Annotated in this window: 16 protein-coding genes; 4 read left to right on the top strand and 12 right to left on the bottom strand. The window is 63.7% G+C overall.

All coding sequences use genetic code 11. The features are described from left to right. Positions 1-17: 17 nt before the first annotated feature. Positions 18-2,786 carry an aconitate hydratase AcnA gene (gene acnA / locus NMB96_RS16165; protein WP_023903861.1) on the bottom strand — a complete coding sequence of 923 codons (2,769 nt, stop codon included), beginning with the start codon at positions 2,784-2,786 and terminating at the stop codon, positions 18-20. Positions 2,787-2,937: 151 nt separating this feature from the next. Between acnA and NMB96_RS16170 the strand changes: the two genes are divergently transcribed. The 4 genes from NMB96_RS16170 (at position 2,938) to NMB96_RS16185 (ending at position 7,305) form a co-directional block, all read left to right on the top strand. Continuing rightward, entirely contained in the window at positions 2,938-3,186 is a 249-nt protein-coding gene (locus NMB96_RS16170) for an AbrB/MazE/SpoVT family DNA-binding domain-containing protein (RefSeq protein ID WP_002806474.1), read from the top strand. Further along, a complete protein-coding gene (locus NMB96_RS16175; protein WP_006451233.1) occupies positions 3,183-3,593 on the top strand; it encodes a type II toxin-antitoxin system VapC family toxin in 411 nt (136 codons plus the stop codon). The genes NMB96_RS16170 and NMB96_RS16175 overlap by 4 nt, the downstream gene beginning before the upstream one ends. Before the next feature lie 75 nt (positions 3,594-3,668). Beyond that, positions 3,669-6,260 carry a bifunctional aconitate hydratase 2/2-methylisocitrate dehydratase gene (gene acnB, locus NMB96_RS16180; protein ID WP_023903862.1) on the top strand — a complete coding sequence of 864 codons (2,592 nt, stop codon included), beginning with the start codon at positions 3,669-3,671 and terminating at the stop codon, positions 6,258-6,260. 196 nt (positions 6,261-6,456) lie between these two features. Continuing rightward, positions 6,457-7,305, top strand: a complete 849-nt coding sequence (locus NMB96_RS16185; RefSeq protein WP_023903863.1) for an alpha/beta fold hydrolase — start codon at positions 6,457-6,459, stop codon at positions 7,303-7,305. 654 nt (positions 7,306-7,959) lie between these two features. Here NMB96_RS16185 and NMB96_RS16190 read toward each other — a convergent pair. From NMB96_RS16190 to NMB96_RS16240, 11 genes are all read right to left on the bottom strand, one after another. Further along, a complete protein-coding gene (locus NMB96_RS16190; protein WP_255085270.1) occupies positions 7,960-10,302 on the bottom strand; it encodes an EAL domain-containing protein in 2,343 nt (780 codons plus the stop codon). 6 nt (positions 10,303-10,308) lie between these two features. Next, positions 10,309-11,385, bottom strand: a complete 1,077-nt coding sequence (locus tag NMB96_RS16195) for a protein-glutamate methylesterase/protein-glutamine glutaminase (protein WP_006448344.1) — start codon at positions 11,383-11,385, stop codon at positions 10,309-10,311. Further along, complete coding sequence (gene cheD / locus NMB96_RS16200; RefSeq protein ID WP_006448345.1) at positions 11,382-11,978, bottom strand: chemoreceptor glutamine deamidase CheD; 597 nt, start codon at positions 11,976-11,978, stop codon at positions 11,382-11,384. The genes NMB96_RS16195 and cheD overlap by 4 nt, the downstream gene beginning before the upstream one ends. Next, a complete protein-coding gene (locus NMB96_RS16205; RefSeq protein ID WP_023903866.1) occupies positions 11,975-12,838 on the bottom strand; it encodes a CheR family methyltransferase in 864 nt (287 codons plus the stop codon). The genes cheD and NMB96_RS16205 overlap by 4 nt, the downstream gene beginning before the upstream one ends. Before the next feature lie 240 nt (positions 12,839-13,078). Further along, positions 13,079-15,457: a methyl-accepting chemotaxis protein gene (locus tag NMB96_RS16210; RefSeq protein WP_255085271.1), complete on the bottom strand. Its 2,379-nt coding sequence runs from the start codon at positions 15,455-15,457 to the stop codon at positions 13,079-13,081. Positions 15,458-15,541: 84 nt separating this feature from the next. Then, positions 15,542-15,925 carry a hypothetical protein gene (locus NMB96_RS16215; protein ID WP_005993867.1) on the bottom strand — a complete coding sequence of 128 codons (384 nt, stop codon included), beginning with the start codon at positions 15,923-15,925 and terminating at the stop codon, positions 15,542-15,544. Between the two features lie 312 nt (positions 15,926-16,237). Then, positions 16,238-16,723 carry a chemotaxis protein CheW gene (locus tag NMB96_RS16220; protein ID WP_006451575.1) on the bottom strand — a complete coding sequence of 162 codons (486 nt, stop codon included), beginning with the start codon at positions 16,721-16,723 and terminating at the stop codon, positions 16,238-16,240. A gap of 147 nt (positions 16,724-16,870) precedes the next feature. Further along, positions 16,871-17,656 (bottom strand): flagellar brake protein, encoded by a 786-nt coding sequence (locus tag NMB96_RS16225; protein ID WP_255085272.1) that lies wholly within the window; start codon positions 17,654-17,656, stop codon positions 16,871-16,873. 819 nt (positions 17,657-18,475) lie between these two features. Next, complete coding sequence (locus tag NMB96_RS16230; RefSeq protein ID WP_255085273.1) at positions 18,476-21,148, bottom strand: methyl-accepting chemotaxis protein; 2,673 nt, start codon at positions 21,146-21,148, stop codon at positions 18,476-18,478. 348 nt (positions 21,149-21,496) lie between these two features. Further along, positions 21,497-23,755: a methyl-accepting chemotaxis protein gene (locus NMB96_RS16235; RefSeq protein ID WP_255085274.1), complete on the bottom strand. Its 2,259-nt coding sequence runs from the start codon at positions 23,753-23,755 to the stop codon at positions 21,497-21,499. Between the two features lie 525 nt (positions 23,756-24,280). Beyond that, positions 24,281-26,539 carry a methyl-accepting chemotaxis protein gene (locus NMB96_RS16240; protein ID WP_255085275.1) on the bottom strand — a complete coding sequence of 753 codons (2,259 nt, stop codon included), beginning with the start codon at positions 26,537-26,539 and terminating at the stop codon, positions 24,281-24,283. Positions 26,540-26,868 lie beyond the last annotated feature (329 nt).

Genomic DNA, 26,868 nt, shown 5'->3' on the forward strand with positions numbered 1-26,868 from the left:
CGCAATGCGCTGTGCGATCAGGCCGCTTTGCGTGCAGCCAATTGGCGTAGCACGTACTGCAACAAACCACCGTGCTTGAAGTACTCCACTTCCTTGGGCGTGAGCAGCAGTACCTTGACCTGGAACTGCTTGACGCTGCCGTCGGACTTCTTGGCATCGACGGTAGCGCGACGGCTGGCGCCATCTTGCAGGCCGGTAATGTCCAGCACTTCCGAGCCGTCCAGGCCCAGGGTCTGCGCATTTTCGTTTTCGAGGAACTGCAGCGGCAGCACGCCCATGCCGACCAGGTTGGAGCGATGGATGCGCTCGAAGCTCTCGGCGATCACCGCCTTGACGCCGAGCAGGTTGGTGCCCTTGGCGGCCCAGTCGCGCGACGAGCCGGTGCCGTATTCCTTGCCGGCCAGCACCACCAACGGCACGCCATCGGCCTTGTACTTCACTGCCGCATCGTAGATCGCCAGTTTTTCCGGCTGGCCACCGTCGGCCGGGTAATAAAGCGTGTTGCCGCCTTCTTCGCCGCCGAACATCAGGTTCTTGATGCGGATGTTGGCGAAGGTGCCGCGCACCATCACGTCATCGTTGCCCCGGCGGCTGCCGTAGCTGTTGAAGTCGGCCGGCTGCACGCCGCGCTCCTGCAGGAAGCGACCCGCCGGCGAATCCTTCTTGATGTTGCCGGCCGGCGAGATGTGGTCGGTGGTGATCGAATCGCCGAACAGGCCCATGATGCGCGCACCGTGCACGTCCTCGACGTGGCCGACCTGCATGGTCATGCCGTCGAAGTAGGGCGGGTTCTTGATGTAGGTCGAAGCCGCGTCCCATTCGTACAGCGCGCCATCCGGCGAGGCAATGGTGTTCCAGCGGCTGTCGCCCTTGAACACGTCAGCGTAGTTCTGCTTGAACATCTCCGGGCCGACGGTGGCGGCAATGGTGTCGCCGATTTCCTTGTTGCTCGGCCAGATGTCGCGCAGATAGACCGGCTGCCCGTCGCTACCGGTACCCAGCGGGTCGGTAGTGAGGTTGATGTCGGTGGTGCCGGCGATCGCATACGCCACCACCAGCGGCGGCGAGGCGAGGTAGTTCATCTTCACTTCGGGATGCACGCGGCCTTCGAAGTTGCGGTTGCCCGACAACACCGAGGACACCACCAGATCGTCCTTGGCGATCGCCGCCGACACGTCGTCCGGCAGCGGGCCGGAGTTGCCGATGCAGGTGGTGCAGCCATAGCCGACCACGTAGAAGCCCAGCGTTTCCAGATCGGCCAGCACGCCGGCCTTGCTCAGATAATCGGTGACCACGCGCGAGCCCGGCCCGAGCGAGGTCTTCACCCACGGCTGTGCCTTCAGGCCCTTGGCTGCCGCGTTACGCGCCAGCAGGCCGGCACCGAGCATCACCGCCGGGTTGGAGGTGTTGGTGCACGAGGTAATCGCCGCGATCACCACCGAGCCATCGCGCAGCTGCCAGCCGGCGCCGCTGTCGTTGGAGGCTTCGGCTTGCGAGGCCTTGGCGCCGACTGCCGTGCCGCCGCCGCCTTCGTTCTTCAGGCGGTCTTCCTGCTTGATGTCGGTCAGGCGCTTGCTGCGCGCATCGACGAACGGCTTGAGGCTCTCACGGAAGTTGGTCTGCATGTCTTCCAGCAGCACCCGATCCTGCGGCCGTTTGGGGCCGGCCAACGACGGCTTGACCTCGCCCATGTCCAGCTCCAGCGTGGCGCTGTACTGCGCCTGCGGGGTGTTCACGTCGTGCCACAAACCCTGCGCCTTTGCGTAGGCCTCGACCAGCGCAATCTGTTCCTCGCTGCGGCCGGACAGGCGCAGATAGGTCAGCGATTCTTCGTCGACCGGGAAGATGCCGCAGGTGGCGCCGTATTCCGGTGCCATGTTGCCGATGGTGGCGCGGTCGGCCAGCGGCAGATGCTGCAAGCCTTCGCCATAGAACTCGACGAACTTGCCGACCACGCCGGCCTTGCGCAGCATCTGGGTGACGGTGAGTACCAGGTCGGTGGCGGTGGCGCCTTCAGGCATCTTGCCGCTGAGCTTGAAGCCGACCACCTGCGGAATCAGCATGGAGGACGGCTGCCCCAGCATCGCCGCCTCGGCCTCGATGCCGCCCACGCCCCAGCCCAACACGCCGATGCCGTTGATCATGGTGGTGTGGCTGTCGGTGCCGAACACGGTGTCCGGATACGCAATCTGGGTGCCGTCCTTGTCCGCGCTCATCACTACGCGCGCCAGGTTTTCCAGGTTCACCTGGTGGACGATGCCGGTGTTGGGCGGCACCACTTTGAAGTTTTCGAACGCCTTCTGGCCCCAACGCAGGAAGCCGTAACGTTCCTGATTGCGCTGGAATTCGATCTTGCCGTTGAGGTCGAGCGCATCGGCCGAGCCGAACACATCTACCTGCACCGAGTGGTCAATGACCAGTTCGGAAGGAATTTGCGGATTGATCTGGTCGGCGTTGCCGCCGAGCTTGACCACGGCATCGCGCATCGCGGCCAGGTCGACCACGCACGGCACGCCGGTGAAGTCCTGCAGCACCACGCGGGCCGGCATGAAGGCGATCTCGATATCGGGCTCGGCCTTGGGGTCCCATTTGGCGACCGCCTCGACGTGATCCTTGCCGACGGTGACACCGCCGTCTTCATGCCGGAGCAGGTTCTCCAGCAGGATCTTCATGGAATAGGGCAGGTGGCCGATATCGAAGCGCTCGCCCAGCTTTGGCAGGCTGTAGTACGCGTAGCGCTTGCCGTGGACCTCAAGCGAGGTGCGGGTGGAAAAGGAATCGCTCATGCATCACTCCTATGGCAGCAGGCTGTAGGTTTCTTCTGAACAGTGTGACTAATTCAGTGTGTACGTTCGGTTGCAGGACTGGGTATGTGGCCTTGAGTACGACAAGTCAAGTATGTAGAATCGCTGCATACTTTATGCCGGGGCCACCTTCATGGAAGCCACAGTTGCCGAACGCGGGCAGATCACGCTGCCCAAAGCCGTACGCGATGCCCTGGGCCTGACCAAGGGCACCACGCTCAAGATCGAGCTCGACGGCGGCCGCATCATCTTGCGCAAGGACGTCAGCGAGGCGCTGCGCAAGGTGCGCGGCAAGTTCAAGCTGGTCGACGGCCTGACCAACACCGACGAAGCCATGCGCGCCATCCGTGGCCGCGCGCCCGGGGATCCGTTCGACCCATGATCGCCCTGGATTCTTCGGTGCTGCTGGACATCCTGATCGGCGATGCGGTCTACGGCGAGGTGTCGGAGATCTGCATCGGCGATGCGCTGGCGCGCGACGAGGTGGTGGTCTGCGATGCGGTGGTGGCCGAGGTGCTGGCCATGCTCGATACCCAGGTCGACCTGATGGAAACGCTGGCCTCGATCGGCGTGCGCTACGAAGCCACCCAGGAAGCGGCGGCGGTACGCGCCGGGCATATGAACAAGCGCTTCCGCGCGCGCGGCGGCAAGCGCGAGCGGGTGGTGGCCGATTTTCTGATCGGCGCTCACGCGATGCTCCAGTGCGACGGGCTGATCACCCGCGACGAGGGCTTTTTTCGCGACTACTTCAAGGGTTTGAAGATCGTTGTTCCCAAACCCGCAAGCTGATCCGCACGCATCCACGTTTCGCATTTACACATTCACGTTTTACACATTCACACGTTGTCTTTTCGGAGAATCCGCATGTTGGAAGCCTATCGCCACCACGTTGCAGAGCGCGCCGCGCTCGGTATCCCGCCGCTGCCGCTCACCGCGCAGCAGACCGCCGAGGTCATCGAGCTGCTCAAGGCTCCGCCTGCGGGTGAAGCGGAGTTCCTGGTCGAGCTGCTCAGCCAGCGCGTGCCGGCCGGCGTCGACGACGCTGCCAAGGTCAAGGCCTCGTACCTGGCCGCGCTGGCGTTCGGCACCGAGACCACCGCGCTGATCAACCCCACGCGTGCGACCGAGCTGCTCGGCACCATGCTGGGCGGCTACAACATCCAGCCGCTGATCGATCTGCTCGACAACGCCGAGCTGGGCGCCACCGCCGCCGAAGCGCTCAAGCACACCTTGCTGGTGTTCGATGCCTTCCACGACGTGCAGGAAAAGGCCGAGGCCGGTAATGCGCACGCCAAGGCCGTGCTGCAGAGCTGGGCTGAGGGCGAGTGGTTCACCAGCAAGCCGGAAGTGCCGCAGAGCCTGACTGTCACCGTGTTCAAGGTGCCGGGCGAAACCAATACCGACGACCTGTCGCCGGCCCCGGATGCGACCACGCGCCCGGACATCCCGCTGCATGCGCTGGCGATGCTGAAGAACGCCCGCGACGGCGCGGCCTTTGTGCCGGAAGAAGACGGCAAGCGCGGCCCGATCCAGGCCATTGCCGATCTCAAGGACAAGGGCCATCTGGTCGCCTATGTGGGCGATGTGGTCGGTACCGGTTCCTCGCGTAAGTCGGCGACCAACTCGGTGTTGTGGTGGACCGGCGAGGACATTCCGTTCATTCCGAACAAGCGCTTCGGCGGCGTGTGCCTGGGCGCGAAGATCGCGCCGATCTTCTACAACACGATGGAAGATGCGGGTGCATTGCCGATCGAGCTGGACGTGTCGCAGATGGAGCACGGCGATGTGGTCGAGCTGCGTCCTTACGACGGCAAGGCGCTGAAGAATGGCCAGGTGATCGCTGAGTTCGCGATGAAGTCGGACGTGCTGTTCGATGAAGTGCGCGCCGGTGGCCGCATTCCGCTGATCGTGGGCCGCGGCCTCACTGCCAAGGCGCGCGAATTCCTGGGCCTGCCGGCGTCGGACCTGTTCCGTCTGCCGATGGTGCCGCCGGATACCGGCAAGGGCTTCTCGCTGGCGCAGAAGATGGTTGGCCGCGCCTGTGGCTTGCCGGAAGGCGAGGGCATGCGCCCGGGCACCTATTGCGAACCGAAGATGACCTCGGTGGGCTCGCAGGACACCACCGGCCCGATGACCCGCGACGAGCTCAAGGACCTGGCCTGCCTGGGCTTCTCGGCCGACCTGGTGATGCAGTCGTTCTGCCACACCGCCGCTTATCCGAAGCCGGTGGACGTCAAGACCCACCACACCTTGCCGGAGTTCATCTCCACCCGTGGCGGCGTCTCGCTGCGTCCGGGCGACGGCGTGATTCACAGCTGGCTCAACCGCATGCTGCTGCCAGACACCGTCGGCACCGGTGGCGATTCGCACACCCGTTTCCCGATCGGTATTTCGTTCCCGGCCGGCTCCGGTCTGGTGGCCTTTGCCGCCGCCACCGGTGTGATGCCGCTGGACATGCCCGAGAGCGTGCTGGTGCGCTTCAAGGGTGAGATGCAGCCGGGCGTGACCCTGCGTGACCTGGTCAACGCGATCCCGCTGTATGCGATCAAGGACGGTCTGCTGACCGTGGCCAAGCAGGGCAAGAAGAACATCTTCTCCGGCCGCATCCTGGAAATCGAAGGCTTGCCGAATCTGAAAGTGGAGCAGGCGTTCGAGCTGTCCGATGCTTCGGCCGAACGTTCGGCCGCAGGTTGCACTGTGCACCTGGACAAGGCGCCGATCATTGAATACCTGACCAGCAACATCACCTTGCTGCGCTGGATGATTGCCGAAGGCTATGCCGATGCGCGCACGCTGGGCCGCCGCATCAAAAAGATGGAGGAGTGGCTGGCCGATCCGCAACTCCTGCAGCCCGATGCCGATGCCGAATACGCCGCCGTCATCGAGATCGACCTGGCCGACATCCACGAGCCGATCGTGGCCTGCCCGAACGACCCGGACGACGTCAAGACGCTGTCCGAGGTTGCCGGTGCGGCGATCGACGAGGTGTTCATTGGTTCGTGCATGACCAACATCGGTCACTTCCGTGCCGCTGCCAAGTTGCTCGAAGGCAAGCGCGATATCCCGACCCGCTTGTGGGTTGCGCCGCCGACCAAGATGGACGCCTCCGAGCTGACCAAGGAAGGCCATTACGGCACCTTCGGCGCAGCCGGCGCGCGCATGGAAATGCCCGGCTGCTCGTTGTGCATGGGCAACCAGGCGCAGGCACGCGAGGGCGCCACGGTGTTCTCTACCTCCACGCGTAACTTTCCGAATCGCCTTGGTCGCAACACCAACGTGTATCTGGGTTCGGCAGAGTTGGCCGCGATCTGCTCGCGTCTGGGTCGCATCCCGACCAAGGACGAGTACATGGCCGATGTGGGCGTGATCAAGACCAGTGGCGATCAGATCTACCGCTACATGAACTTCGATCAGATCCAGGAATATCAGGATGTGGCGGATACTGTCGCTGCCTGATCCAGCTGCTTGATCTTGTGTTCGAAAACGCCCGGCAATGCCGGGCGTTTTTCGTTATTCGGGCGGTCACTTCGCTTTGCCTGCACGATGCCGGAAGTTAAAGCCAATAGCAGTTAACTCGCCTGTCGCGTTGCAACAAAAATCTGAAGTGCAGGGGACTAGAGTGGCGCCGCTCCCATGGCTCTCATGATTTCCAATGCCTATTTGCACGATCGCTGGTCAAACGCTGCACTACGCACAATACGGTCAAGGGTTTCCGGTTCTGCTTGGCCACAGCTACCTCTGGGATGCGGCCATGTGGGAGCCGCAGATCCAGGCGCTCTCGCAGCACTATCAGGTCATCGTTCCCGAGCTGTGGGGACATGGGCAATCGGCTGCGCTGCCGGCCGGCACGCAGACGGTTGGCGATCTTGCCGAGCAGATGCTGCTATTGCTGGATGCGCTGGAACTGCCGCAATGCGCGGTGGTCGGTTTGTCGGTCGGTGGCATGTGGGGCGCGGAGCTCGCGTTGCTTGCGCCGGAGCGCGTGCGCAGCCTTGTGCTGATGGATACGTTTCTGGGTGCAGAGCCGCAGGCGACGCAGACGCGCTACTTCGGCCTGCTGGATGCGATCGAAGCGGCGGGGCAGGTGACGCCTGCATTGATCGAGGCAATCGTGCCGATCTTTTTCCGTCCTGGTATCGATCTGAGTTCCGCGCTGCCGGCTGCGTTTGCGCAACGATTGGCGGCGATGTCGGCCGAGCAGCTACGTGCATCGGTGGTGCCGTTGGGCCGGTTGATCTTCGGGCGTGCCGATCGGTTGGAGGTGTTGTCGGTGCTGAACCCCGCAAACACGTTCTTGCTGGGTGGCGAATACGATATTCCGCGCCCGCCGGAAGAGCTATGGCTGATGGCCGAAGTGATCGGCTGCGATTACGAGTTGGTGCCCGATGCCGGACATATCGCGTCGCTGGAGAATCCTGCGTTCGTCACTGCGCAGTTGTTGGGTTGGTTGAAGCGGACAGTGGGGCAAGGTGTTGGCATGAATGCCGCGATGTACGCTTGAAGGCCGCGCTCGGAAGGATGGTCCCAAGCGACGTAGGTCGGGCGCGCGGTGTCCTCACCGCTCGCGGGACACGCCGCAAGTACGTCCATGTAGGCTCGGTGGCGGCATCCATGCCGCCACACGGTCCCGCAATCGGCGAGGACACCGCACCAGAAAGTTGGTCGGTGGTTGGATGAAAGCCTGCCTGTAGTCGCGTTGTGTTTTGCGTTGCGAAGCTGATCGGCCGCGGCGTTATCCGAACACCGCACGTCATGCATCGCTTGCACCACGCACACCGACCATCTCGATTGGTCCTTGCCCGCCCACCATCGCGGGACCTTACGCGGCATGGATGCCGCGTAAGAGCCTACACGGACGTACTTGCGGCGTGTCCCGCGATGGTGGGCGGGCAAGGGCCCTGCAGCCAACGAGCCTGCGGGTAAGAGCCCTGCGGCCAAGCCACAGATCAACCGCTCTGCAGCCTACGCATGCATAGCATCCAAGCTTCCGAAGATAATCGAGATCTCACAGCCTTGCAGTGGCTGACAAAACGTCGTGAGCACGGAGCACGTTGGCGTGGACGGCGCACTCAGAACTGGCATGTAAGCGTGGTACACGCCGCATCGAGCGACAGCGGCGCCCGTCCGATGGCCACGAAGTACAGTGTCAGCCGCGCTAAGGCTGCGCGCCCAACCAGGCTTCCAATGCCGCAGCCGGCAGCGGTCGCGAGAACAGATAGCCCTGCAGCACTTCGCAGCCCAGGTCGGCGAGGAACAAGCGCTGCGCCTCGTTTTCCACGCCTTCTGCAACCACATGCTTGCGCATATGCTCGCCGATGCGCAGCACAGAGGTGGTGAGCGCGCGAGCGTCTTCGCTGTGTTCGATGTCGCGCACGAAGCTCATGTCCAGCTTGAGTTCGTCGATCGGCAGGCGGTGCAGATGGCTCAGGCTGGAATAGCCGGTGCCGAAGTCGTCCAGCGACAACGAGATGCCTGCTTCGCGGATGGCATGCAGGTTTTCCAGCACCCCGGGTTGCCCCGAGAGCATCACGCTTTCGGTCATTTCCAATGTGAGATCGGAGGGCAGCACGCCCATGTCGGCGATGAGTCTGAGCAGGTCGCTGAGCATGCGCGGACTTTCGAAACTGCTGGCCGACAGATTCACCGATACACGGGCCACCGGCACGCCGCGTTGGCGCCAGTCGGCAACCTGCTGGCAGGCGCGGCGCAATACCCAATCGTTTAGCTGCGGCATCATGCCTTGTTCTTCGGCCACGGGCAGAAACCGTGCCGGCGACACCGCGCCGAGTTGCGGGTGGTTCCAGCGCAGCAGTGCTTCCACGCCATATAGCGCGTGCGGTGCGGCGCTGTGCAGCTGCGGTTGATAGTGCAGTTGCAACTGATTGCGGCCGATGGCCTGGCGCAGCTCCGCTTCCAGCGCAACGCGCTCCTGCGCCATGCGATTCATGTCGGCGCTGAAGAAGCGGAAGCGTCCGCCGCCTTCCTGCTTGGCGCGATTCATCGCCAGATCGGCATGCCGCAACAGGATGTTGATGTCGCGACCGTCCTCGGGAAACATCGCCACGCCCACGCTGGCAGACGGATGCACGGTCATGTGGCCGACCGGCAATGGCACGGCGATGGTGCAGAGCAGACGCTCCGCGGCGGCGCTGGCCTGTTCGGCACTGCATTGCGGCAGGGCGAGCGCGAATTCGTCGCCGGCCAGGCGCGCCAGCATGGCGGTGGCGGTGAGTTGTTCGCCGATGCGTAATGCGATGTCGCGCAACAGGCCATCGCCTGCGGCATGGCCCTGGCTGTCATTGATCAGCTTGAAGCGGTCGATGTTGATGAACATCAACGCGGCCGGTTCGCTGGCGTATTCGGCCTGCGTCAACGCCTGCTCGGCGCGTGCGCTGAACATGATGCGGTTGGGCAGGCCGGTCAGCGCATCGTAGAACGCGAGCTGATGCACGCGTTGGCGGATCTGTTCGCGTTCCAGCGCCAGCGTGCACAACTGTTGGCACAGATCGGTGAGCCGCACATGCCAGGCATCGGCACGTTGCGCCTTGCGGTAATACAGCGCGAAGGTGCCGAGCACGCGCGAGCTGTTGGAGCGGATCGGCGTGCTCCAGCAGGCGCGCAAGCCCATCGGCAGCAGCAGGTCGCGGTACGGTGCGAACAGCGGGTCGGTGGCGATGTCTTCCACCATGACCGCGCGCCCACGCCAGGCCGCGGTGCCGCAGGCGCCTGCACCGGGCGCGATCTTCAACCCGTTGACCGCATCGGCGTATTCGGGCGGCAGGCTGGGAGCGGCCAGCGAATGCAGGCAGCCCTGGTTGTCCGCGCTCATCACCGTGGCCAGCACGTCCGGTGCGATGCGTTCGACCTCGGTGCAGATCAAGGTCATCACGTCGATCAGCGGACGCTCCTGCACCAGCGCCTCAAGCACGCGGTGCTGCAATACCTCGTGCATCTTGGTGTCGGTGATGTCGGTCAGCACCGCCACGTAATGCGATGGGTTGTGCCTGGCGTCGTAGATCGGATTGAAGTTGAGCGAGATCCACAGCGGCGTGCCGTCCTTGCGATAGACCAGCAGGTCGGCTTGGGTCTGCTGCAAGGCGTCGGCGCGATCGCGGATGCGCGCCACCTCGCTCTGATCGCTTTGCGCGCGGGTGAGCACGTCCGAGGGACGCTTGCCGACCAGTTCGGCCTCGGTATAGCCGAACATGCGCTGGAAGCCGTCGTTGGCATAGAGCAGGTGCGATTGCAGATCGCAGATCAGGATCGCACTGCTGCTGCCATCCAGCGCTTCGGCCAACAGGCGCGAGCGCGTGGCATCGGGGCGTTCGTCGGGTTTGACCATGCCGGCAGTGACCGGGCCGGCCTTGATCGACGGTGTGTCGAGTGCGCCAAGTGCTGTCGCGCTATCTACCGTTGAATCCGCAGCAGCGACCGACGTGGTTCCCGGTGCGCCGGGAACCTCCGCCTGGTCGGTCGGAGACGGGGGCAGGGCGCTCATGCCGGATCAACGTGCCTGCGCCGACAGCGCGATCAAGCGCTCGGCAACGCGGTCCAGCGGCACCACTTCCTGCGCGGCGCCGAGCTTGTAGGCGGCACCGGGCATGCCCCATACCACGCTGCTGGCTTCGTCCTGCACCAGCGTGGGCGCGCCGGCCTGCAGCATTTCCAGCAGGCCGCGTGCGCCGTCGTCGCCCATGCCGGTGAGGATGGCGCCGACCGCGTTCGGGCCGGCGTTGGCGGCGACCGAGCGGAACAGCACGTCCACCGCCGGCTTGTGGCGATTGACCGGCGGGCCGTCGTCGATGCGGCAGCGCCAGCGGGCACCGTCGCGGATGATGCGCAGATGCTGGCCGCCGGGCGGCAGATAGGCGTGGCCGGGCAGGATCGCTTCGCCATCGCTGGCTTCGCGCACCGACATGGCCGAATGACGATTGAGGCGCTCGGCAAAGGCGGTGCTGAAGCTGGCCGGCAAGTGCTGGGTCATGACCACCGCCGGTGCATCGGCGGGCATGTGTTCGAGCACCACGCGCAGGGCTTCAGTGCCGCCGGCCGAGGCGCCGATGGCGATCAGGCGGTCGGTGGTACGGAAGCGCAGGGCGCTGCCAGCCACCGGCGCGGCCTGCATGTCCAGGGTGACCTTGGGCGCGCTGGGGCGATTGAGCGCGCTGACCTTGGCCTTGGAGGCCATCTTGACTTTGCTGACGATTTCTTCGGCGTAGCCTTCCAGCCCGCGTGCGACATCGATCTTGGGCTTGGAGATGAAATCCACCGCGCCCAGCGACAAGGCCTGCAAGGTGGTGTCGGCGCCACGCTCGGTCAGCGATGAAATCATCACCACCGGGGTGGGGCGCAGGCGCATGAGGTTTTCCAGGAACACCAGGCCGTCCATGCGCGGCATTTCCACATCCAGCGTGATCACGTCCGGATTGAGGCGTTTGATCTTTTCGCGCGCCAGGATCGGGTCGGCGGCCGAGCCGATCACTTCGATGCCGGCATCGCGCGACAGGATCTCGGTCAGCATCTGACGCACCACCGCCGAGTCGTCGACGATCAATACGCGAACAGGGGTTTCCAGCGTCATTCGAACAACTCCACTCCACCGGTGACCGGTGCTTTGGACAGACGGGCGCGCACGGCAGATTCGGTAGCGGCGACTTCGGCTTCGTGTGCGTGCGGCAACCGCTGCACGACAACGCGTCCGGTCGTCGGGAAGAACCAGACCTTGCGCGGATGGATGCCGCACAGATCTTCGGCAATGATGGGGATGTGCTCGGCCAGCAGATACTGGCGCACGAACTCGGCGTTGCGGGTGCCCACCGGGTTGCTGGTGAAGCCCTTGAGCACGTTGGCGCCACCGAAGACCTTGGCTTCGATCCGCTTGCGATGCGCGCCGCGCTTGAGCATGTCGTTGATCAGCAACTCCATCGCATAACTGCCGTAGCGCGCGGGTGCGCCATCGCCAACCTGGCCTTCCGGCAGCAGGAAATGGTTCATGCCGCCGATCTTCAACACCGGGTCGCGAAGACAGGCCGCAACGCACGATCCCAAGGTGGTCGTCAACGCGGTGTCGTCGTCCACCACCAGGTATTGGGTGGGCAGCAGCTTGGCGGTGATGGTCTGGAACCGCGAATCGCGGTAGCGCATGACATCGTCGACCTGCACAGCGGTACTCATGTAGCGGCTCCCGCGCGCGGAGCGCGCCGATACAGCGTGCGCCCGCACGGCTGGATCAGGTCGGCCGCGTGCAGGTAGTTCTCCGAGTGCCCGGTATAGAGCAGGCCGTCATCGCCCATGTGGCTGACCAGACGCGACAGGATGCCGCGCTGGGTGGGCTTGTCGAAATAGATCATCACGTTGCGGCAGAACAGCGCCGCATACGGGCCGCCGACGTCGTAGCGCGGCGACAGCAGATTCAACTGCTTGTATTCGATGAGTTGGCGCAGCGCGGGAATGACCCGGCACTTGCCTTCGTTGGGGCCGCTGCCGCGCTGGAAATACTTGCGCTTGATCGATGCATCCAGCGAGGCGACGCGGTCGATGGCGTAGACGCCGCGCGAGGCGGTTTCCAGCACCTGGGTATCGACGTCGGTGGCGATGATGCTCACCGGTGGCGTCAGCGAGCCGAAGGCTTCGCAGGCGGTGATGGCGATGGAGTAGGGTTCCTCACCGGTGGAGGCCGCACACGACCAGATCTTCAGCGGTGCCTGCGAGGCACGCTTTTGCAGTTCTTCGCGCAGCTTGTCGAAGTGATGCGGCTCGCGGAAGAACGAGGTCAGGTTGGTGGTCAGCGCGTTGGTGAACGCCTGCCATTCTTCCTCGTCGTTGCCTGCTTCGAGTTGGTCGATGTAGTCGCGGAAAGAGCGCAGACCGAGCACGCGCAGACGACGCGACAGCCGGCCATACACCATGTCGCGCTTGGCCGGAGCCAGGGCGATGCCGACACGCTGATAGATCAGATCGCAAACGCGTTTGAAATCGCGGTCGCCAAAATCAAATTCGCGTGTGTCTGAAGCGGAAGTCGAGGTGGTCGTCATATCCGTACGCGTCGTTAGCTAGTACTGGATATCGGCCATATGGTCATGCAACTGAAGCACCAATCTGCGCCGTCGCGGGCGGTTGGGGCCGGTTGCCGAGGATTTGTCGAGCATGGCGCTACGGCATGGCGCCGGCAGCAGGGGATGGCGGCGCAGATGCGTGTCGCAACAGAGGCAGAAATACACCGTAGAAACACACCGCCCCGGCTTGGCCGGGGCGGTGTGGGTGACGGCGGTGAATCAGAACTCTTGCCAGTTACCGTCGGCCAGTGCGGCCTGCGGCTTGGCCTGGCGCGAAGGCGCGGCCGTTGCACGCGCAGCCGGTTTGGCAGCGGTCTTGGCTGCGAGCGGACGTGAGGCCACGGCCACCGGGCGCGCGCGTGCGACCGGCGCGGCAGGCTCGTCCAGCTTGAACACCGAGACTGCTTCGGCCAGGTGACCGGCCTGCTCTTCCATCGAGCGTGCGGCGGCAGTGGCTTCTTCCACCAGCGCGGCGTTCTGCTGGGTGGTTTCGTCCATCTGGGTGATGGTCTGGTTGACCTGTTCGATCCCGGCCGACTGTTCCTGCGAAGCGGCAGAGATCTCGCCCATGATGTCGGTGACGCGCTGCACGCTGGCCACGATATCGGCCATGGTCGCACCGGCCTTGCGCACCAGTGCCGAGCCTTCGGCGACCTTGTGCACGGAGTCGTCGATCAGTCCCTTGATCTCCTTGGCTGCACCGGCCGAACGCTGCGCCAGCGTGCGCACTTCCGAGGCCACCACCGCAAAGCCGCGGCCCTGTTCGCCGGCACGTGCCGCTTCTACCGCCGCGTTCAACGCGAGGATATTGGTCTGGAAGGCGATGCCGTCGATGACGGAGATGATGTCGGCGATCTTCTTGGACGAGGCTTCGATGCCGGACATGGTGGCGACCACCTGCGAGACCACTTCACCGCCTTGCGAGGCCACACCGGTGGCGCCGATGGCAAGCTGGTTGGCCTGACGGGCGCTTTCGGCGTTCTGCTTGACGGTGGAGGTGAGCTCTTCCATCGACGCCGCAGTTTCTTCCAGGTTGGCTGCCTGCTGCTCGGTGCGATGCGACAGGTCGCTGTTGCCCGAGGCGATTTCGCCGGCCGCCGAGTTGATGGCGGTGGAGGAGACCTTGATGCGCCCGACAATGTCGGCCAGCTGCTCGGCGGTGGCATTGGCATCGTCACGCATCTGCGCGAACACGCCGCTGAATTCGCCGTGCATGCGCACGGTCAGATCGCCACGCGACAGCGCCGACAGCAGCGAGGAAATCTGCTCCAGGCTGGCAGCGTTGGCATCCAGCAAGCCGTTGAGCTGCTGCGCCAGCTGCAGGAAGAAACCCTGCTTGCCCTCGGTTTCCACCCGGCCGCTCATGTCGCCGCTGGCAGCGGCGCGCACGATACGGGCGACTTCTTCTTCGACCTGGACTTCGATGGTGCGGTCGCGCCATTCGCAGACATCGCCGGTGCTTTCGTCCTGCTCGTTCTTGATCACGGTGACGGTCTGCATCATCACGAACTCGCCGTAGCGTTCTTCGAAGCTGGTGATGCCGTCGCGTTCCAGTGCGGCGATGGCCTTGCGCACGGTCGTCTCGGGCAGGCCGAGATAACTGATGTGCTGACCGATAATCTTGCTGGCTTCAAAATCCGACGATGCCAGACGGATGCTGCCTTCGTAATGCGCGACGAGCTTCATGAACGCTTCGTTGGCGTAGATGATGATGCGATCGGTATCGGTGATGAAGGTGGCGGTGGAGGACTTGTCCAGCGCGGTGCGAATGCGCAGGTTTTCGTCGGCAATCTTCTGATCGCGTTCGATGCGTTCCTTCAGATCGCGCTGCATGCGCTGCATGGAGCGCATCAGTTCGCCCACTTCGTCCTGGCCCTGCACGTTGATCTGGCCATCGAGTTTGCCGCCGGCGATTTCGGTGGCGGTCGAGACGGCGCCGCGCATGCTCTTGACGATGGAACGGGCGAACAGAAACGCAAGGCCCAGGCCGCCGGCGATGCCGAGCAGCAACACCACCATGCTCAAGGTGACCGAGGTGGCGTGGACCTTCTCGGCCTTGCTCTTGGCCGCCTGTGCCAGGCGGTTGTCTTCGACGATCAACGCGGCCAGCGAATCCTTGGCCTTGTTGTGCAGGGTGCGGGTTTCGCCGACGAAGGTGTCGACGGCATCGTCGGGCAGATTGAGTTCGAGCATTTCGTTGACGCTGGCGTAGGAAGCCGAGGCCTTCTTCCAGTCTGCCACGAAGCTCGCAAACAGCTTCTTCTGCTCCGGGCTTTCGATCAGGCGGGGATAGCCCTTGATCGTCGCTTCGATTTCGCCATCGAGCCGCTTGGCGCGGAGCTTGGCTTCCTGCTTCACCGCGTCGCTTGCGCGCACCAAACTTTGATAAGAAGCATTACGGTATTCGCCGAGCATGCCGCGCAGGTCGCCTGCTTCGCGCACGCTGGACATGGTGTTGCCGGCCAGGTCACTGGTGACGTTGTTGAGCGAGGCCAGACCCGAATAAGCGATGATCCCCTGCACCAGCAAGATCAGCAGCACGATGCCGAATGCCAGCATCAGCTTGGGCATCAATTTCAGATTGTTGATCCATTGCATTGACACGATTCCCCGTAGAAGTCAGTCCGCATAAGCGCAAACAGCAGATCGCCACGCGCGAGGGCGTGGCGATGTGCGAGGCGATTACTTGATGGTGGCGAGCTTCAGGCTGGCCGGCGAGCTGACTTCGATTTCGGCACGCGAGCTGTCGCGCTGGATCTTGCCGAGCACACAGACGTCCTTGCCTTCCAGGGATTCGGGAGCAAAGCTGAACTTGCCGCGGTTGGCGCCGTCGATGCGGGCCGAGAAGGTGTGGCGCGGGAACATGCCACCCATGTAGAGGAAGGTGGGTTCGCCTTCCGAGCTCTGCGCGTACTTGGCCTTTTCGACCTTGCCGCACACCATGCCGTCCTTGCCGACGAAGCGGGTGGCCATTTCCGGCGGAATCATTTCCTGCGACTGAGCCGAAAGCGTGGGAGCAACGATGACGAGAGCAGCGACGGGGAGGAGCGAGAGCAGGAACTTCATTGGGATTCTCCAGAATCAAAAGTCGAACGGTGACCCGTTTAAGTGCGCGGGCTTCTATTCAGCTATCGGCTAGCTGCCGTTCAACTTGAATCTAAAAAATGTGATTCCTATCTCACTTCACTCTAGGCGCACGTCTCGTGTCGGGATGCTCCCGACACCAGATGGTCGTAACAGGGACTGCCGGCACCCATGCGGCCGTCATGCAGATTCTCTCGGTGCCTGAAGTCGTCGTGCATTGCTCTACACGGCGGCTTTTGTGCACTGCCTATACCTGCATAACGACCGCTTGGGACGTGCCCGAGTGGCTATAGGTCAGGCGGCTTCTTCGGCCAATTGCTGCTGACCGAGTTCGGCGCTGTCCAGCAAGGTTTCGATATCCAGCAGGATCAGCATGCGATCGTCCTGGGTACCGATGCCCGAGATGAAACGGGTGTCGACGGCGGCGCCAAATTCCGGCGTCGGGCGGATCTGGTCGTCGTTGAGCGGGATCACGTCGGAGACGCTGTCCACCACGATGCCGACCACGCGGTCTTCGACGTTGAGCACGATCATCACGGTGAAGGCGTCGTAGCGCGCTTCTTTCAGCCGCAGCTTCAGGCGTAGGTCGATCACCGGCACGATGGTGCCGCGCAGGTTGATCACACCCTTGATGTAATCGGGAGCGTCGGGCAGACGGGTGACCGAATCGTAGCCGCGGATTTCCTGCACTTTCAGGATGTCCACGCCGTAGTGTTCTTCGCCCAAGGCGAAGCTGAGGAATTCACCACCGGTGCCGGTGGCAGTGCTTTTGTCGTTCATGGAAACTCCGGGCGTTGCGGCTGAGTGTCAGATTGCTGAAGAAATGCGGCAGAAGCGTGCGAAAAAGAGTGTGGAAGAGGTTGCCCTAGCAACATCGGCGCAGCGCACGGCAACTTTAGCGGTGCGCTGTGCACGGTACGGGCGGGTTCAGAACACGCCGCTCTTGCGCGCGTTGCGCTGGCGGTCGACGCGAAAAATATAGCGTTGAATGGTTTCGTCGGCGCCACGCGGCAGATCGCTGAACTGCATGCCGACACGGAAGCCCTCGCTGCCGTTGGGCAGTGACTGCTTATATTGGCTGCAGACGGTAAGCGGTAGCGTGATCGGCGCGGTGTCGGGCAATTGCAGCGTGCAATTGCGGTAGGTGCGTTGCGGTTCGAGCAGCGGCATGCCGTCCGTGATCGCTACCGCCAGGCCGCCGCTGCTGATGTCGATCACGCGCAGCTGCAAGTTGAGAGTGCCGCCCTGTGCGTCGTCCTGACGAATGGTGCAGATGGGCGAATCGGTGATCGGCGTTTCCAGCCGGTACGATTCGCGGCGCTGCATGTGATACATGGTGTCGGGCAATGCAGCGCGGAAGGCGACGTGGATGTCGCGTTCCAGCCGGTCGGGCGTCTCCAGCCGGAAACGAATATTGACCCGTTCCAGTTGCGCGTAGCACAGCAGATACTTGGCATCTTCGATGGCGCGGTTGGAAGCTTCATTATGGCTGCCGTCCAGAATCACGCAGTCGTCGTCTTCGTCCACTTCGAGCACGGCGGTGGGCACGGCCATGTCGCGGCCGGCCACATGCATGGTCACCACGGCGCGTTGGTCGAGCAGCTGGCGCAACAAGCCACGGATCTGCCGTTTGTTGCGCAGCAGATAGCGCTCGTCGCCTTCGGCAAGGTGATCGGCGTCGTGGTTCAGCTCTGAGGTATCGCCTTGGGACATGAGCACCAGCACAGTGGATGCGGGAATGCGCCCGGACGGTTGTCCCGGCGTCGCCTTGATATCGGCGGCAAAACCAAATCTTTAAGAGCGGCTCATAAAACGACTTAGGCTTGGCTGCAGGGCCCTTGCCCGCCCACCGTCGCGGGACACGCTGCAAGTACGTCCCTGTAAGCTCTTCTGTGGCATCCATGCCGCATAAGGTCCCGCGACGGTGGGCGGGCAAGGACCAGTCGAAATGGTCGGTGTGCATGGCTTTGAATAAAACTGCCAGCAAACTGTCCTGTGCGATGAGGGGACCGCGCTCTCAACGCTGGGGGTTTGCTGCAGGGCCCTTGCCCGCCCACCATCGCGGGACACGCCGCAAGTACGTCCGTGTAGGCTCTTACGCGGCATCCATGCCGCGTAAGGTCCCGCGACGGTGGGCGGGCAAGGGCCAGTCGAGATGGTCGGTGCCCATGATTAAGAGCAGTGCGTGATCCGCGTTGTTCGATGATGTAGCGTCGGCTCAACGTCCGATGCACATAGCGCGACAAACAGTTTTTTGCGCGACCACCGACTAATTTTACTGGTGCGGTGTCCTCGCCGATTGCGGGACCGTGTGGCGGCATGGATGCCGCCACCGAGCCTACATGGACGTACTTGCGGCGTGTCCCGCGAGCGGCGAGGGCACCGCGCCCTCGACTGACTAGGCTTTGGTGCATTTAAACGCCGCCATAACTCGAAATTTTGGTTGTCTCGCTAAGTGATTGGACTGTGCAGACAGGTCGTGCTGATCGGCGAGGGCACCGCGCCCTCGACTCATCGAGCGTTTGACTTACATCAGTGGTAGGCGTGGCGTGCGTTGGCCAGCAGGGTGCTCAGTTGGTCTTGTTGTTCCAGACGGAACACCGCCACTGCGTCCACCAACTGCGCGGCCTGGTCTTCCATCGAGCGCGCTGCGGCAGTGGCTTCTTCCACCAATGCGGCGTTCTGCTGGGTGGTTTCGTCCATCTGGGTGACGGTCTGGTTGACCTGGGTGATGCCGGCGGCCTGCTCGCGCGAGGCGCTGGTGATCTCGCCCATGATGTCGGTGACGCGCTGCACCGAGCCCACCACCTGCTGCATGGTGTTGCCTGCCTCGGAGGCGAGCGCGGCGCCGCTACCGATGCGGGTGACCGAGTCTTCGATCAGGTGCTTGATCTCCTTGGCGGCGCCGGCCGAGCGCTGGGCGAGGCTGCGCACCTCGGAGGCGACCACGGCGAAGCCGCGGCCTTGTTCGCCGGCACGTGCGGCTTCCACTGCGGCGTTCAAGGCCAGGATGTTGGTCTGGAAGGCGATGCCGTCGATGACGGAGATGATCTCGGCGATCTTCTTGGACGAGGTGTCGATGTCGGCCATGGTGGTGACAACGCGGCCGACCACATCGCCGCCCTTGGCCGCCACGCCGGCTGCGTCCAGCACCAGGCGATTGGCCTGATCGGCGTTGTCGGCGTTCTGCTTGACGGTGGCGGTGAGCTCTTCCATCGAGGCGGCGGTTTCTTCCAGCGCAGCGGCTTGTTGCTCGGTGCGACGCGACAGGTCGCTATTGCCGGTGGCGATTTCGCTGGCGGCCGAGTTGATCGCCAGCGAGGAGTCCTTGATCCGGCGCACGATGCCGGCCAACTGGTCGGCGGTGGCATTGGCATCGTCGCGGATGGTGGCGAACACGCCTTGCAGGTCGCCATCCATGCGTGCGGTCAGATCGCCTTGCGACAGCGACGACAGCAGAGCGGACACGCGCGACAGGCCATCTGCATTGTTGTCCAGCAGCACGTTGAGTTGTTCTGCAAGCAGCAGCAGGAAGCCCTGCTTGCCCTCGGTGCCGACGCGCTCGCTCAGGTCGCCAGCGGCGGCGGCCCGCACGATACGCGCGACCTCTTCTTCGACCTGCACTTCCTGGGTGCGGTCGGCCCACTCGACTACAAAGCCCATGCGCTCGCCGGCCGCGCCCAGCACCGGGTTGACCACCAGCCGCATGGTGCGGCCGCCGACATGGATCTGCGCGGTGTGGGTGCCGGTGAGTTGATCGAGCATGCGTGCCTGATGCTCGGGCTTGCGATGGAACTGGTCGATGCTGGCATTGATCAACGCATCGGCATCGAAGTGGGGCAGGTCGCGGCGCAGTTCGTCCTGCACGCTCTTGAGCATGCGCTGCAGCGGGCGATTGACGTAGATGATGCGGCGATCGGCGTCGGCGATCATCACGTTGGTGCTGACGTCGTCCAGTGCGGTGCGCACGCGTAGCGCTTCGCTGGCAATCAGGTGGTCGCGTTCCAGACGTGCGCGCAGGTCGTCGCGCATGGTGCGGGCGCTGAGCAGCAGGCGGCCGAGTTCGTCGTGCCGGTCGATCTCGATCGGGTTGTCCAGGCGGCCGGCCGCGACATCGCCGAGCACGCGCTCCACCGCCAGCAACGGGCGGGTGACCATCTTGCGTGCCGCCACAAAGACCACCGCGATGCACAGCGCCAGCACCACCAGCGAGAACAGCAGCATGCTGCCCATCAGCTCGTCCAGCGGGCCGTCGATGGCGCTGCGCGGCTGGGTGCCGATCACCGCCCACTGCCACGGCGCATAGCGCTGGGCGGTGACTTCGAATGCCTGTGCAGTGCCCTTGGCATCGCGCAACTGCAGGTTGGCGCTGGGCTGCTTGCCATCCAGTACCGATTGCAACAGCGCCTGCTGCTCGGCCGGTACCAGTGCCGCCAGGGTGGCCGGGGTGCCCGGCGGGGCGGCGATGACCTGGCCCTGATGCTCGCCCGGTGCCATGTCGACGATGACGAAGTAGCCGTCCTGGCCGAGCTTGGTGGTGCCGACCTGCGCCTTGAGCGCGGCCAGGCCCTGGGTGTAGTTGCGACCGACGAAAAGCGCGCCGATTACCTCGCCGGCGGCATCGCGCAGCGGCTGGTAGTGGGTCATGTATTGCTCGCCGAACAGCTGTGCCTGGCCGGTGAAAGGCTTGCCTTGCGACAACGCGGCGTAGGCCTTGCCCTTGCGGTCGAGCAGGGTGCCGATCACACGCTCGTTCTGCTTGTTACGCAGCGAGGTGGTGATACGCACGAAGTCCTCGCCGGTGCGCGCGAAGATCGTGGCGACACCGCCGGTGGCTTGCGCAAAGCGGTCCACCGCGTTGACATTGAGGTTGAGCGCCTGCTTGCCTGCGCGCAGGGATGGGGTGGCCTGCTCGCCGATGGTGACGGTGCTGGCGGTATCGAGCGTGCGTGCGCCGCTGGGGAGCATGTCGTCGAACACGCTGCCCAGGCGCTGGGTGCTTTCGGTCAGGGTGACGTCGTACATCGCCACCGACTGCTGCATCAGCCGGGTGCTGGAGCGCAGTTCGGCCTTGACCTGGGATTCGATATCGCCAGCGGACTGGCGGTAGATGGTCAGGGCCAGCAGGCCCAGCGAAATGGCGATGACCAGGGTCAGCAGCGCGGAGAGCCGGGTGCCAACGGAAAGCCGGTTGAAGGAATGCATGAGGAATCGACCTTGCCCGGGGGAGGGCGTTACGGATGCGTGAAGTCGATAGCGGCCGTCTATGCTCAAAATTGATGTTTTATGTTGAATTAGGCACAAATTGTCGCGTTCGCTTGGTTCCAGAGCAGGGGCGCAAGATTGCCATTTGTTAAGGAAGGGTGAGTTTTTACGGCAAGGCAGCGTCCGCATCCAGCATGGTCAGGCGCTGATGTGAAGAAACATCTCGGCACAAAAAAAGGGCCGCCTCCCTCGCAAGGAAGCGACCCTCAAGATTCGTTGACCACGAATCAAACTACTCTCGAATGGTGTTCTTGGATGCGGCGTGTGTTGCGGGTTGCGGTGTGTGTCTTAGAACTCCTGCCAGTCGTTCGGCCCGGCCGCCGCGGTCGCCGTGCCGATGACGCTGCGACGTGGCGGGGCGATGCTGGCGGCACCGACGGCCGGGCGCGCAGCGAAGCGTGCATTGACCGGCGCAGCCACCATCGACGATGGCTGACGTGCCACCGGGCCTTGCTCGACGATCTTGAACACGGCCACCGCTTCAGTGAGCTGCTGGGCCTGTTCTTCCATCGCGCGGGCGGCGGCGGTGGCTTCTTCCACCAATGCGGCGTTCTGCTGGGTGGCTTCGTCCATATGGGTAACGGTCTGGTTGACCTGCTCGATACCGGCCGACTGCTCCTGCGAGGCGGCGGAAATCTCGCCCATGATGTTGGTGACGCGCTGCACGCTGGCGACGATCTCGGCCATGGTCTTGCCGGCCTGGTCCACCAGCTGCGAGCCGTCGGCCACACGCTGCACCGAGTCGTCGATCAAGCTCTTGATCTCCTTGGCCGCGGCGGACGAACGCTGTGCCAGCGTACGCACCTCGGAGGCGACCACCGCAAAGCCACGGCCCTGGTCGCCGGCACGCGCCGCTTCCACCGCCGCGTTCAAGGCCAGGATATTGGTCTGGAACGAGATACCGTCGATGACGCTGATGATGTCGGCGATGCGCTTGGACGAGGCTTCGATGCCGCTCATGGTGTCGACCACCTTGCTGACCACGGCGCCGCCCTGTGAGGCGACGCTTGCGGCGCCGATGGCGAGCTGATTGGCCTGGCGTGCGCTTTCGGCGTTCTGCTTGACGGTGGAGGTGAGCTCTTCCATCGAGGCGGCGGTTTCTTCCAGGTTGGCGGCCTGCTGTTCGGTACGCTGCGACAGATCCTGGTTGCCGGCCGCGATCTCGCTGGCGGCGGCATTGATCGAGGTCGCCGAGTGCTGGATGTGCCCGACGATGCCGGCCAGCTGGGTGGAGGTGGCGTTGGCGTCGTCACGCATCTGTGCGAACACGCCCTTGAAATCGCCGTCCATGCGCGCGGTCAGATCGCCTGCGGCGATGGACCGCAAGATGCCCGACAGCGACTGCAGGCTGCCATCGGCGGTGGCCATCAACTGATTGAGGCTCTCGACCATCACGCGGAAATCGAACTGGAACTGCGCCGCATCGCCGCGTGCGCTGAAATCGCCGTTGGCGGCGGACTGCGCCAGCTGCTTGATCTGCTGATTCATCGACGCCAGGTTGGTTTTCACCTGCGCCATGGTGTCGGTCAGCATGGCTTTTTCGCCGGGAAGCGCGTCCATGTCCTGGCTGAGGTCGCCGATCGCATAGCGGCCCATGATCTGCGCCAGGCGCTGTGTGAGCTGGATGTGGCTGTCGACCAGCGCGTTGGTGTCGCCGGCCATACGGCCGTAGTCGCCCGGGAATGCGCCGGCATCCATGCGGAAGCTGATCTGGCCGCTGTCGTGGCGCTTGGCCATGTCCAGCTGGCCGGTGATCAGGTTGCGTACCTGCGATTGCATCTTGTCCATCGCCTGCAGCAGGCGGCCGGTTTCGTCGCTGGCCTCGCTGTGCACTGCGTTGTCGAGCTTGCCCTCGGCAATCGCCTCGGCAGCGCGGGTGGCGCGGTTCAAGGGGCCGGTGAGGCTGCGGGTGATCATCCAGGCCAGCAGGGCGCTCAGCAGCACCACGGCAACGCCGCCGCCGATCAGCATGCTGCGGCCACGCGCCATCGAGGCGCTGGCCTGGTCATAGGCCAACTGGCTGCTCTTGCGCTGCGCGTTGGAGTAGGTGCGGATCGCATCCTGCCAACGCTGGGTGGCGGGCGCTGCACGTTCGAGCAGGATCGGCATGGCCTGGTCGACCTTGCCGGCCATCCCCAGCTCGCGGACCTGCTGGTTGTGCGACAGCGCCTGCTCGCGCGTCAGATCCAGCGCGTTGCGCAGTTGCTGGTCGTGCGCATCGGCAGGAAACGCGTAGAGCTTTTCGCGCAGTTCCTTGTAGCGGATGCGCTGGGCATCGATCACTTCGGCGAACTGCCGGTTTTGCTCGTCGGTGGTGGGCAGCACGATGTTGCGCAGATTCAACGAGATGGTGGCATTGGCGTCCAGCATGTCGGTGGCGTACTGGATCATCGCCATGTTGCGGTTGACGATGGTGTCCAGGCGCTCGCGCGCCTGGCTGAGCGTATACAGGCCGGCGGCCACCAGCGCGCACGAGAGAAGGATCAAAACGCCAAAGGCCAGCGAGAGGCGCTTGCCGACGTTGAAGCGGTGCAGGAAGGAGTTCATTGAGGGACCTGAGCGGATGTGCCGTTGGGGTGGCATGACGTACAACGCAGCGCTGGAGCATTGCGTCAGGCGTCATGCCTTGTGTGATGCATCGGTCAGATAACGGCGTTAGGCGCGCTGCATTGAGGCAAGCAGAACTGGCTGGTAAAGCCCGGTCTCAGCCACGTGATCGCCATGTGTAGAACGGGTAGGGAATTGGTGGGGAGGTGTCGGGAATATCCTGAAAAAGCAGCCATAAATGGCGGTTTTGACCCCAGCTTGGCGCGGGGTCACGTGCACGATGTGAAGTGCGATTTCACGCTTGCCGCAGTGCCTGCGGGTTGCGTGCAGGCAGCGATGTCGCGCACAACGCAAAACGGCACCGCAAGAGCGGTGCCGTGGTGAACATCTTGCAGATGCAGATGCAGATGCAGATTTGCGTGATCGCGTACTTGAGAAGTTGCGCAAGGCGCAACCATCTCAAGCGCGATGTGGAGGCACTGAGGCGCGCTTAAAACCACATTGCCGACAGCGGTGGGGCGTGGCTCAGAACTCCTGCCAATCGCTAGGGTCGGCCGCTGCTGCCGAGGCGCCAGTCACGCTGCGACGCGGCGGAGCGATGCTGCCGGCACGTGCGGCCGGACGCGCAGCGAAGCGGGCATTGGCCGGTGCCTTGGCAATGGCAGAGAGCTGACGCGCCACCGCGGTGTGCTCGGCAACCTTGAACACTGCAACCGCTTCGGTGAGCTGCTGGGCCTGTTCTTCCATCGCCCGTGCGGCGGCAGTGGCTTCTTCCACCAGTGCGGCGTTCTGCTGGGTGGTTTCGTCCATCTGGGTCACGGTCTGGTTGACCTGTTCGATGCCGGCGTACTGCTCCTGCGATGCCGATGAGATCTCGCTCATGATGTTGGTCACGCGCTGCACGCTGGCGACGATTTCGGCCATGGTGGTGCCGGCCTGGTCGACCAGGGTGGCGCCTTGGGTGACCTTGCTGACCGAGTCGTCGATCAGGTGCTTGATCTCCTTCGCCGCACCGGCCGAACGCTGGGCCAGGGTGCGCACTTCGGAAGCCACCACCGCAAACCCGCGGCCCTGTTCGCCGGCGCGCGCCGCTTCCACTGCGGCATTCAAGGCCAGGATGTTGGTCTGGAAGGCGATGCCGTCGATAACGCTGATGATCTCGGCAATCTTCTTCGACGAGCCCTGGATGTCGGCCATGGTGGTGACCACCTTGGCCACCACATCGCCGCCTTGCGAGGCCACGGCAGCGGCGCCGATGGCGAGCTGATTAGCTTGACTTGCGTGTTCGGCGTTCTGCTTGACGGTGGAAGTGAGTTCTTCCATCGAGGCGGCGGTTTCTTCCAGATTGGCGGCCTGTTGCTCGGTACGCTGCGACAGATCCTGGTTACCGGAGGCGATTTCGCCCGAGGCCGACCCAATCGCATTGGCGGCCAGCTGGATGCGGCCCACGATGCCGGCCAGTTGTTCGGCGGTGGCGTTGGCGTCGTCGCGCATCTGTGCGAACACGCCCTGATACTGGCCGGTCATGCGGGCGGTGAGATCGCCGGCAGCGATCGACTGCAACAGGCCAGAGAGCGACTGCAGATTGCCGTCGGCGGTGGCCATCAGGTGGTTGAGGCTTTCCACCATGATGCGGAAATCGAACTGGAACTGCTCGGCGTTGCCGCGTGCGCTGAAGTCGCCATTGGCGGCGGCCTGCGCCAGCTGCTTGATCTCCGCATTCATCGTCGACAGGTTCAACTTGACCTGATTCATCGCCGTGGTAATCGCCGCCTTTTCGCCAGGCAACTGCGGCATGTCTTCGCTCAGATCACCGATCGCGTAACGCTCCACCAGGTGGATGGTCTGCATCTTGACCTTGATGTGCGCGGCGACCAATTCGTTGGTGTCGGTGGCCATGCGGCCGTAGTCGCCGGGGAACGCGCCGGCATCCATACGGAAGCTGATCTGGCCTTCGTCGTGGCGCTTGGCCATGTCCAGCTGTGCGCTGATCAGATTGCGTACCTGGCCCTGCATGCGATCCATGGCCTGCAACAGGCGCCCGGTTTCGTCGTTGGATTGCGTACGCACATCGTTATCGAGGTTGCCGTTGGCAATCGCTTCAGCGGCGCGGGTGGCCTGGGTGAGCGGGCGCACCAGGCTGCGGGTGATCAAAAAGCCCAGCAACACGCTGAACAGCACCACCGCCAGGCCGCCACCGATCAGCAGGGCACGGCCGCGCGCCATCTCGGCAGTGGTTGCGACGTAGGCCTCCAGGGTGCGTTGACGCTGCAGCGCCGAATAGTCTGCCAACGCGTTCTGCCACTGCTCTGTGGCCGGTGCGGCCTTTGCCAGCAGCAGCGTCAGTGCTTCATCGGGCTTGCCGGTCAGACCCAGCTGCGCGACCTGCTCGTTGGCCTTGGCGGCTTCTGCGCTAGCCAGGTCGATCCGGTTGCGGATCTCGGTGGCCTGCGGCGAGGCGGAAAATTCGTACAGTTTGTCGTGCGTGTGCTGATAGCTCTCGAGCTGCTTCTTGATGATGGCGTAGAAGCGCAGATTGTCTTCCTGCGTGGTCGGCAACACGATATTGCGCAACTGCACGGCGATGACCGAGGTGGCATTGGTCATGTCCTGCGCGTGCTGCATGATCGTGATGTTGCGATTGACCACGGTGTCCATGCGGTCGCGCGCCTGCGCCAGCGTGTAGAGGCCTGCGGCGACCAGCCCGCATGACAACAGGATCAGCGTGCCGAAAGCGAAAGTCAGGCGCTTGCCGACGTTATACCGTTGAAGAAGAGCGATCATTGTGGGGTCTCGAGGCAGTGGCAAGAAGGACAAGACGCGTCGGCGCGGACGCGTTGGGCAATAGGTGAGGTAACGCGAGGCTGGGCATGGAGCGAGCCGATCATCGGTGCATGTGATACGTCGTCACGACGCGACCGAGTGCAGGGTAGGTATGCATGCTTGGGATCTGTAACGGCCGGCTTGCTTGCCGCTTGATTCGCAAGTCCCATCACGTATGGGTGGCCGTCATTGAAGTGACGTGGATGTGCACAACCTGCCCGGAAAGCCCAGTGGGGCGCGATACCCAGACACGCGCCGATGGCAGCGGATTCACTTCGTGATCACGCTTC

Source organism: Xanthomonas hortorum, from assembly GCF_024339125.1.
GTDB classification, from domain to species: domain Bacteria; phylum Pseudomonadota; class Gammaproteobacteria; order Xanthomonadales; family Xanthomonadaceae; genus Xanthomonas; species Xanthomonas hortorum.

Excerpts from the sequence above, each read along its gene's own strand:
- acnA (WP_023903861.1), bottom strand. The coding sequence starts at position 2,786 with ATGAGCGATTCCTTTTCCACCCGCACCTCGCTTGAGGTCCACGGCAAG.
- NMB96_RS16170 (WP_002806474.1), top strand. The coding sequence starts at position 2,938 with ATGGAAGCCACAGTTGCCGAACGCGGGCAGATCACGCTGCCCAAAGCC.
- NMB96_RS16175 (WP_006451233.1), top strand. The coding sequence starts at position 3,183 with ATGATCGCCCTGGATTCTTCGGTGCTGCTGGACATCCTGATCGGCGAT.
- acnB (WP_023903862.1), top strand. The coding sequence starts at position 3,669 with ATGTTGGAAGCCTATCGCCACCACGTTGCAGAGCGCGCCGCGCTCGGT.
- NMB96_RS16185 (WP_023903863.1), top strand. The coding sequence starts at position 6,457 with ATGCCTATTTGCACGATCGCTGGTCAAACGCTGCACTACGCACAATAC.
- NMB96_RS16190 (WP_255085270.1), bottom strand. The coding sequence starts at position 10,302 with ATGAGCGCCCTGCCCCCGTCTCCGACCGACCAGGCGGAGGTTCCCGGC.
- NMB96_RS16195 (WP_006448344.1), bottom strand. The coding sequence starts at position 11,385 with ATGACGCTGGAAACCCCTGTTCGCGTATTGATCGTCGACGACTCGGCG.
- cheD (WP_006448345.1), bottom strand. The coding sequence starts at position 11,978 with ATGAGTACCGCTGTGCAGGTCGACGATGTCATGCGCTACCGCGATTCG.
- NMB96_RS16205 (WP_023903866.1), bottom strand. The coding sequence starts at position 12,838 with ATGACGACCACCTCGACTTCCGCTTCAGACACACGCGAATTTGATTTT.
- NMB96_RS16210 (WP_255085271.1), bottom strand. The coding sequence starts at position 15,457 with ATGCAATGGATCAACAATCTGAAATTGATGCCCAAGCTGATGCTGGCA.
- NMB96_RS16215 (WP_005993867.1), bottom strand. The coding sequence starts at position 15,925 with ATGAAGTTCCTGCTCTCGCTCCTCCCCGTCGCTGCTCTCGTCATCGTT.
- NMB96_RS16220 (WP_006451575.1), bottom strand. The coding sequence starts at position 16,723 with ATGAACGACAAAAGCACTGCCACCGGCACCGGTGGTGAATTCCTCAGC.
- NMB96_RS16225 (WP_255085272.1), bottom strand. The coding sequence starts at position 17,656 with ATGTCCCAAGGCGATACCTCAGAGCTGAACCACGACGCCGATCACCTT.
- NMB96_RS16230 (WP_255085273.1), bottom strand. The coding sequence starts at position 21,148 with ATGCATTCCTTCAACCGGCTTTCCGTTGGCACCCGGCTCTCCGCGCTG.
- NMB96_RS16235 (WP_255085274.1), bottom strand. The coding sequence starts at position 23,755 with ATGAACTCCTTCCTGCACCGCTTCAACGTCGGCAAGCGCCTCTCGCTG.
- NMB96_RS16240 (WP_255085275.1), bottom strand. The coding sequence starts at position 26,539 with ATGATCGCTCTTCTTCAACGGTATAACGTCGGCAAGCGCCTGACTTTC.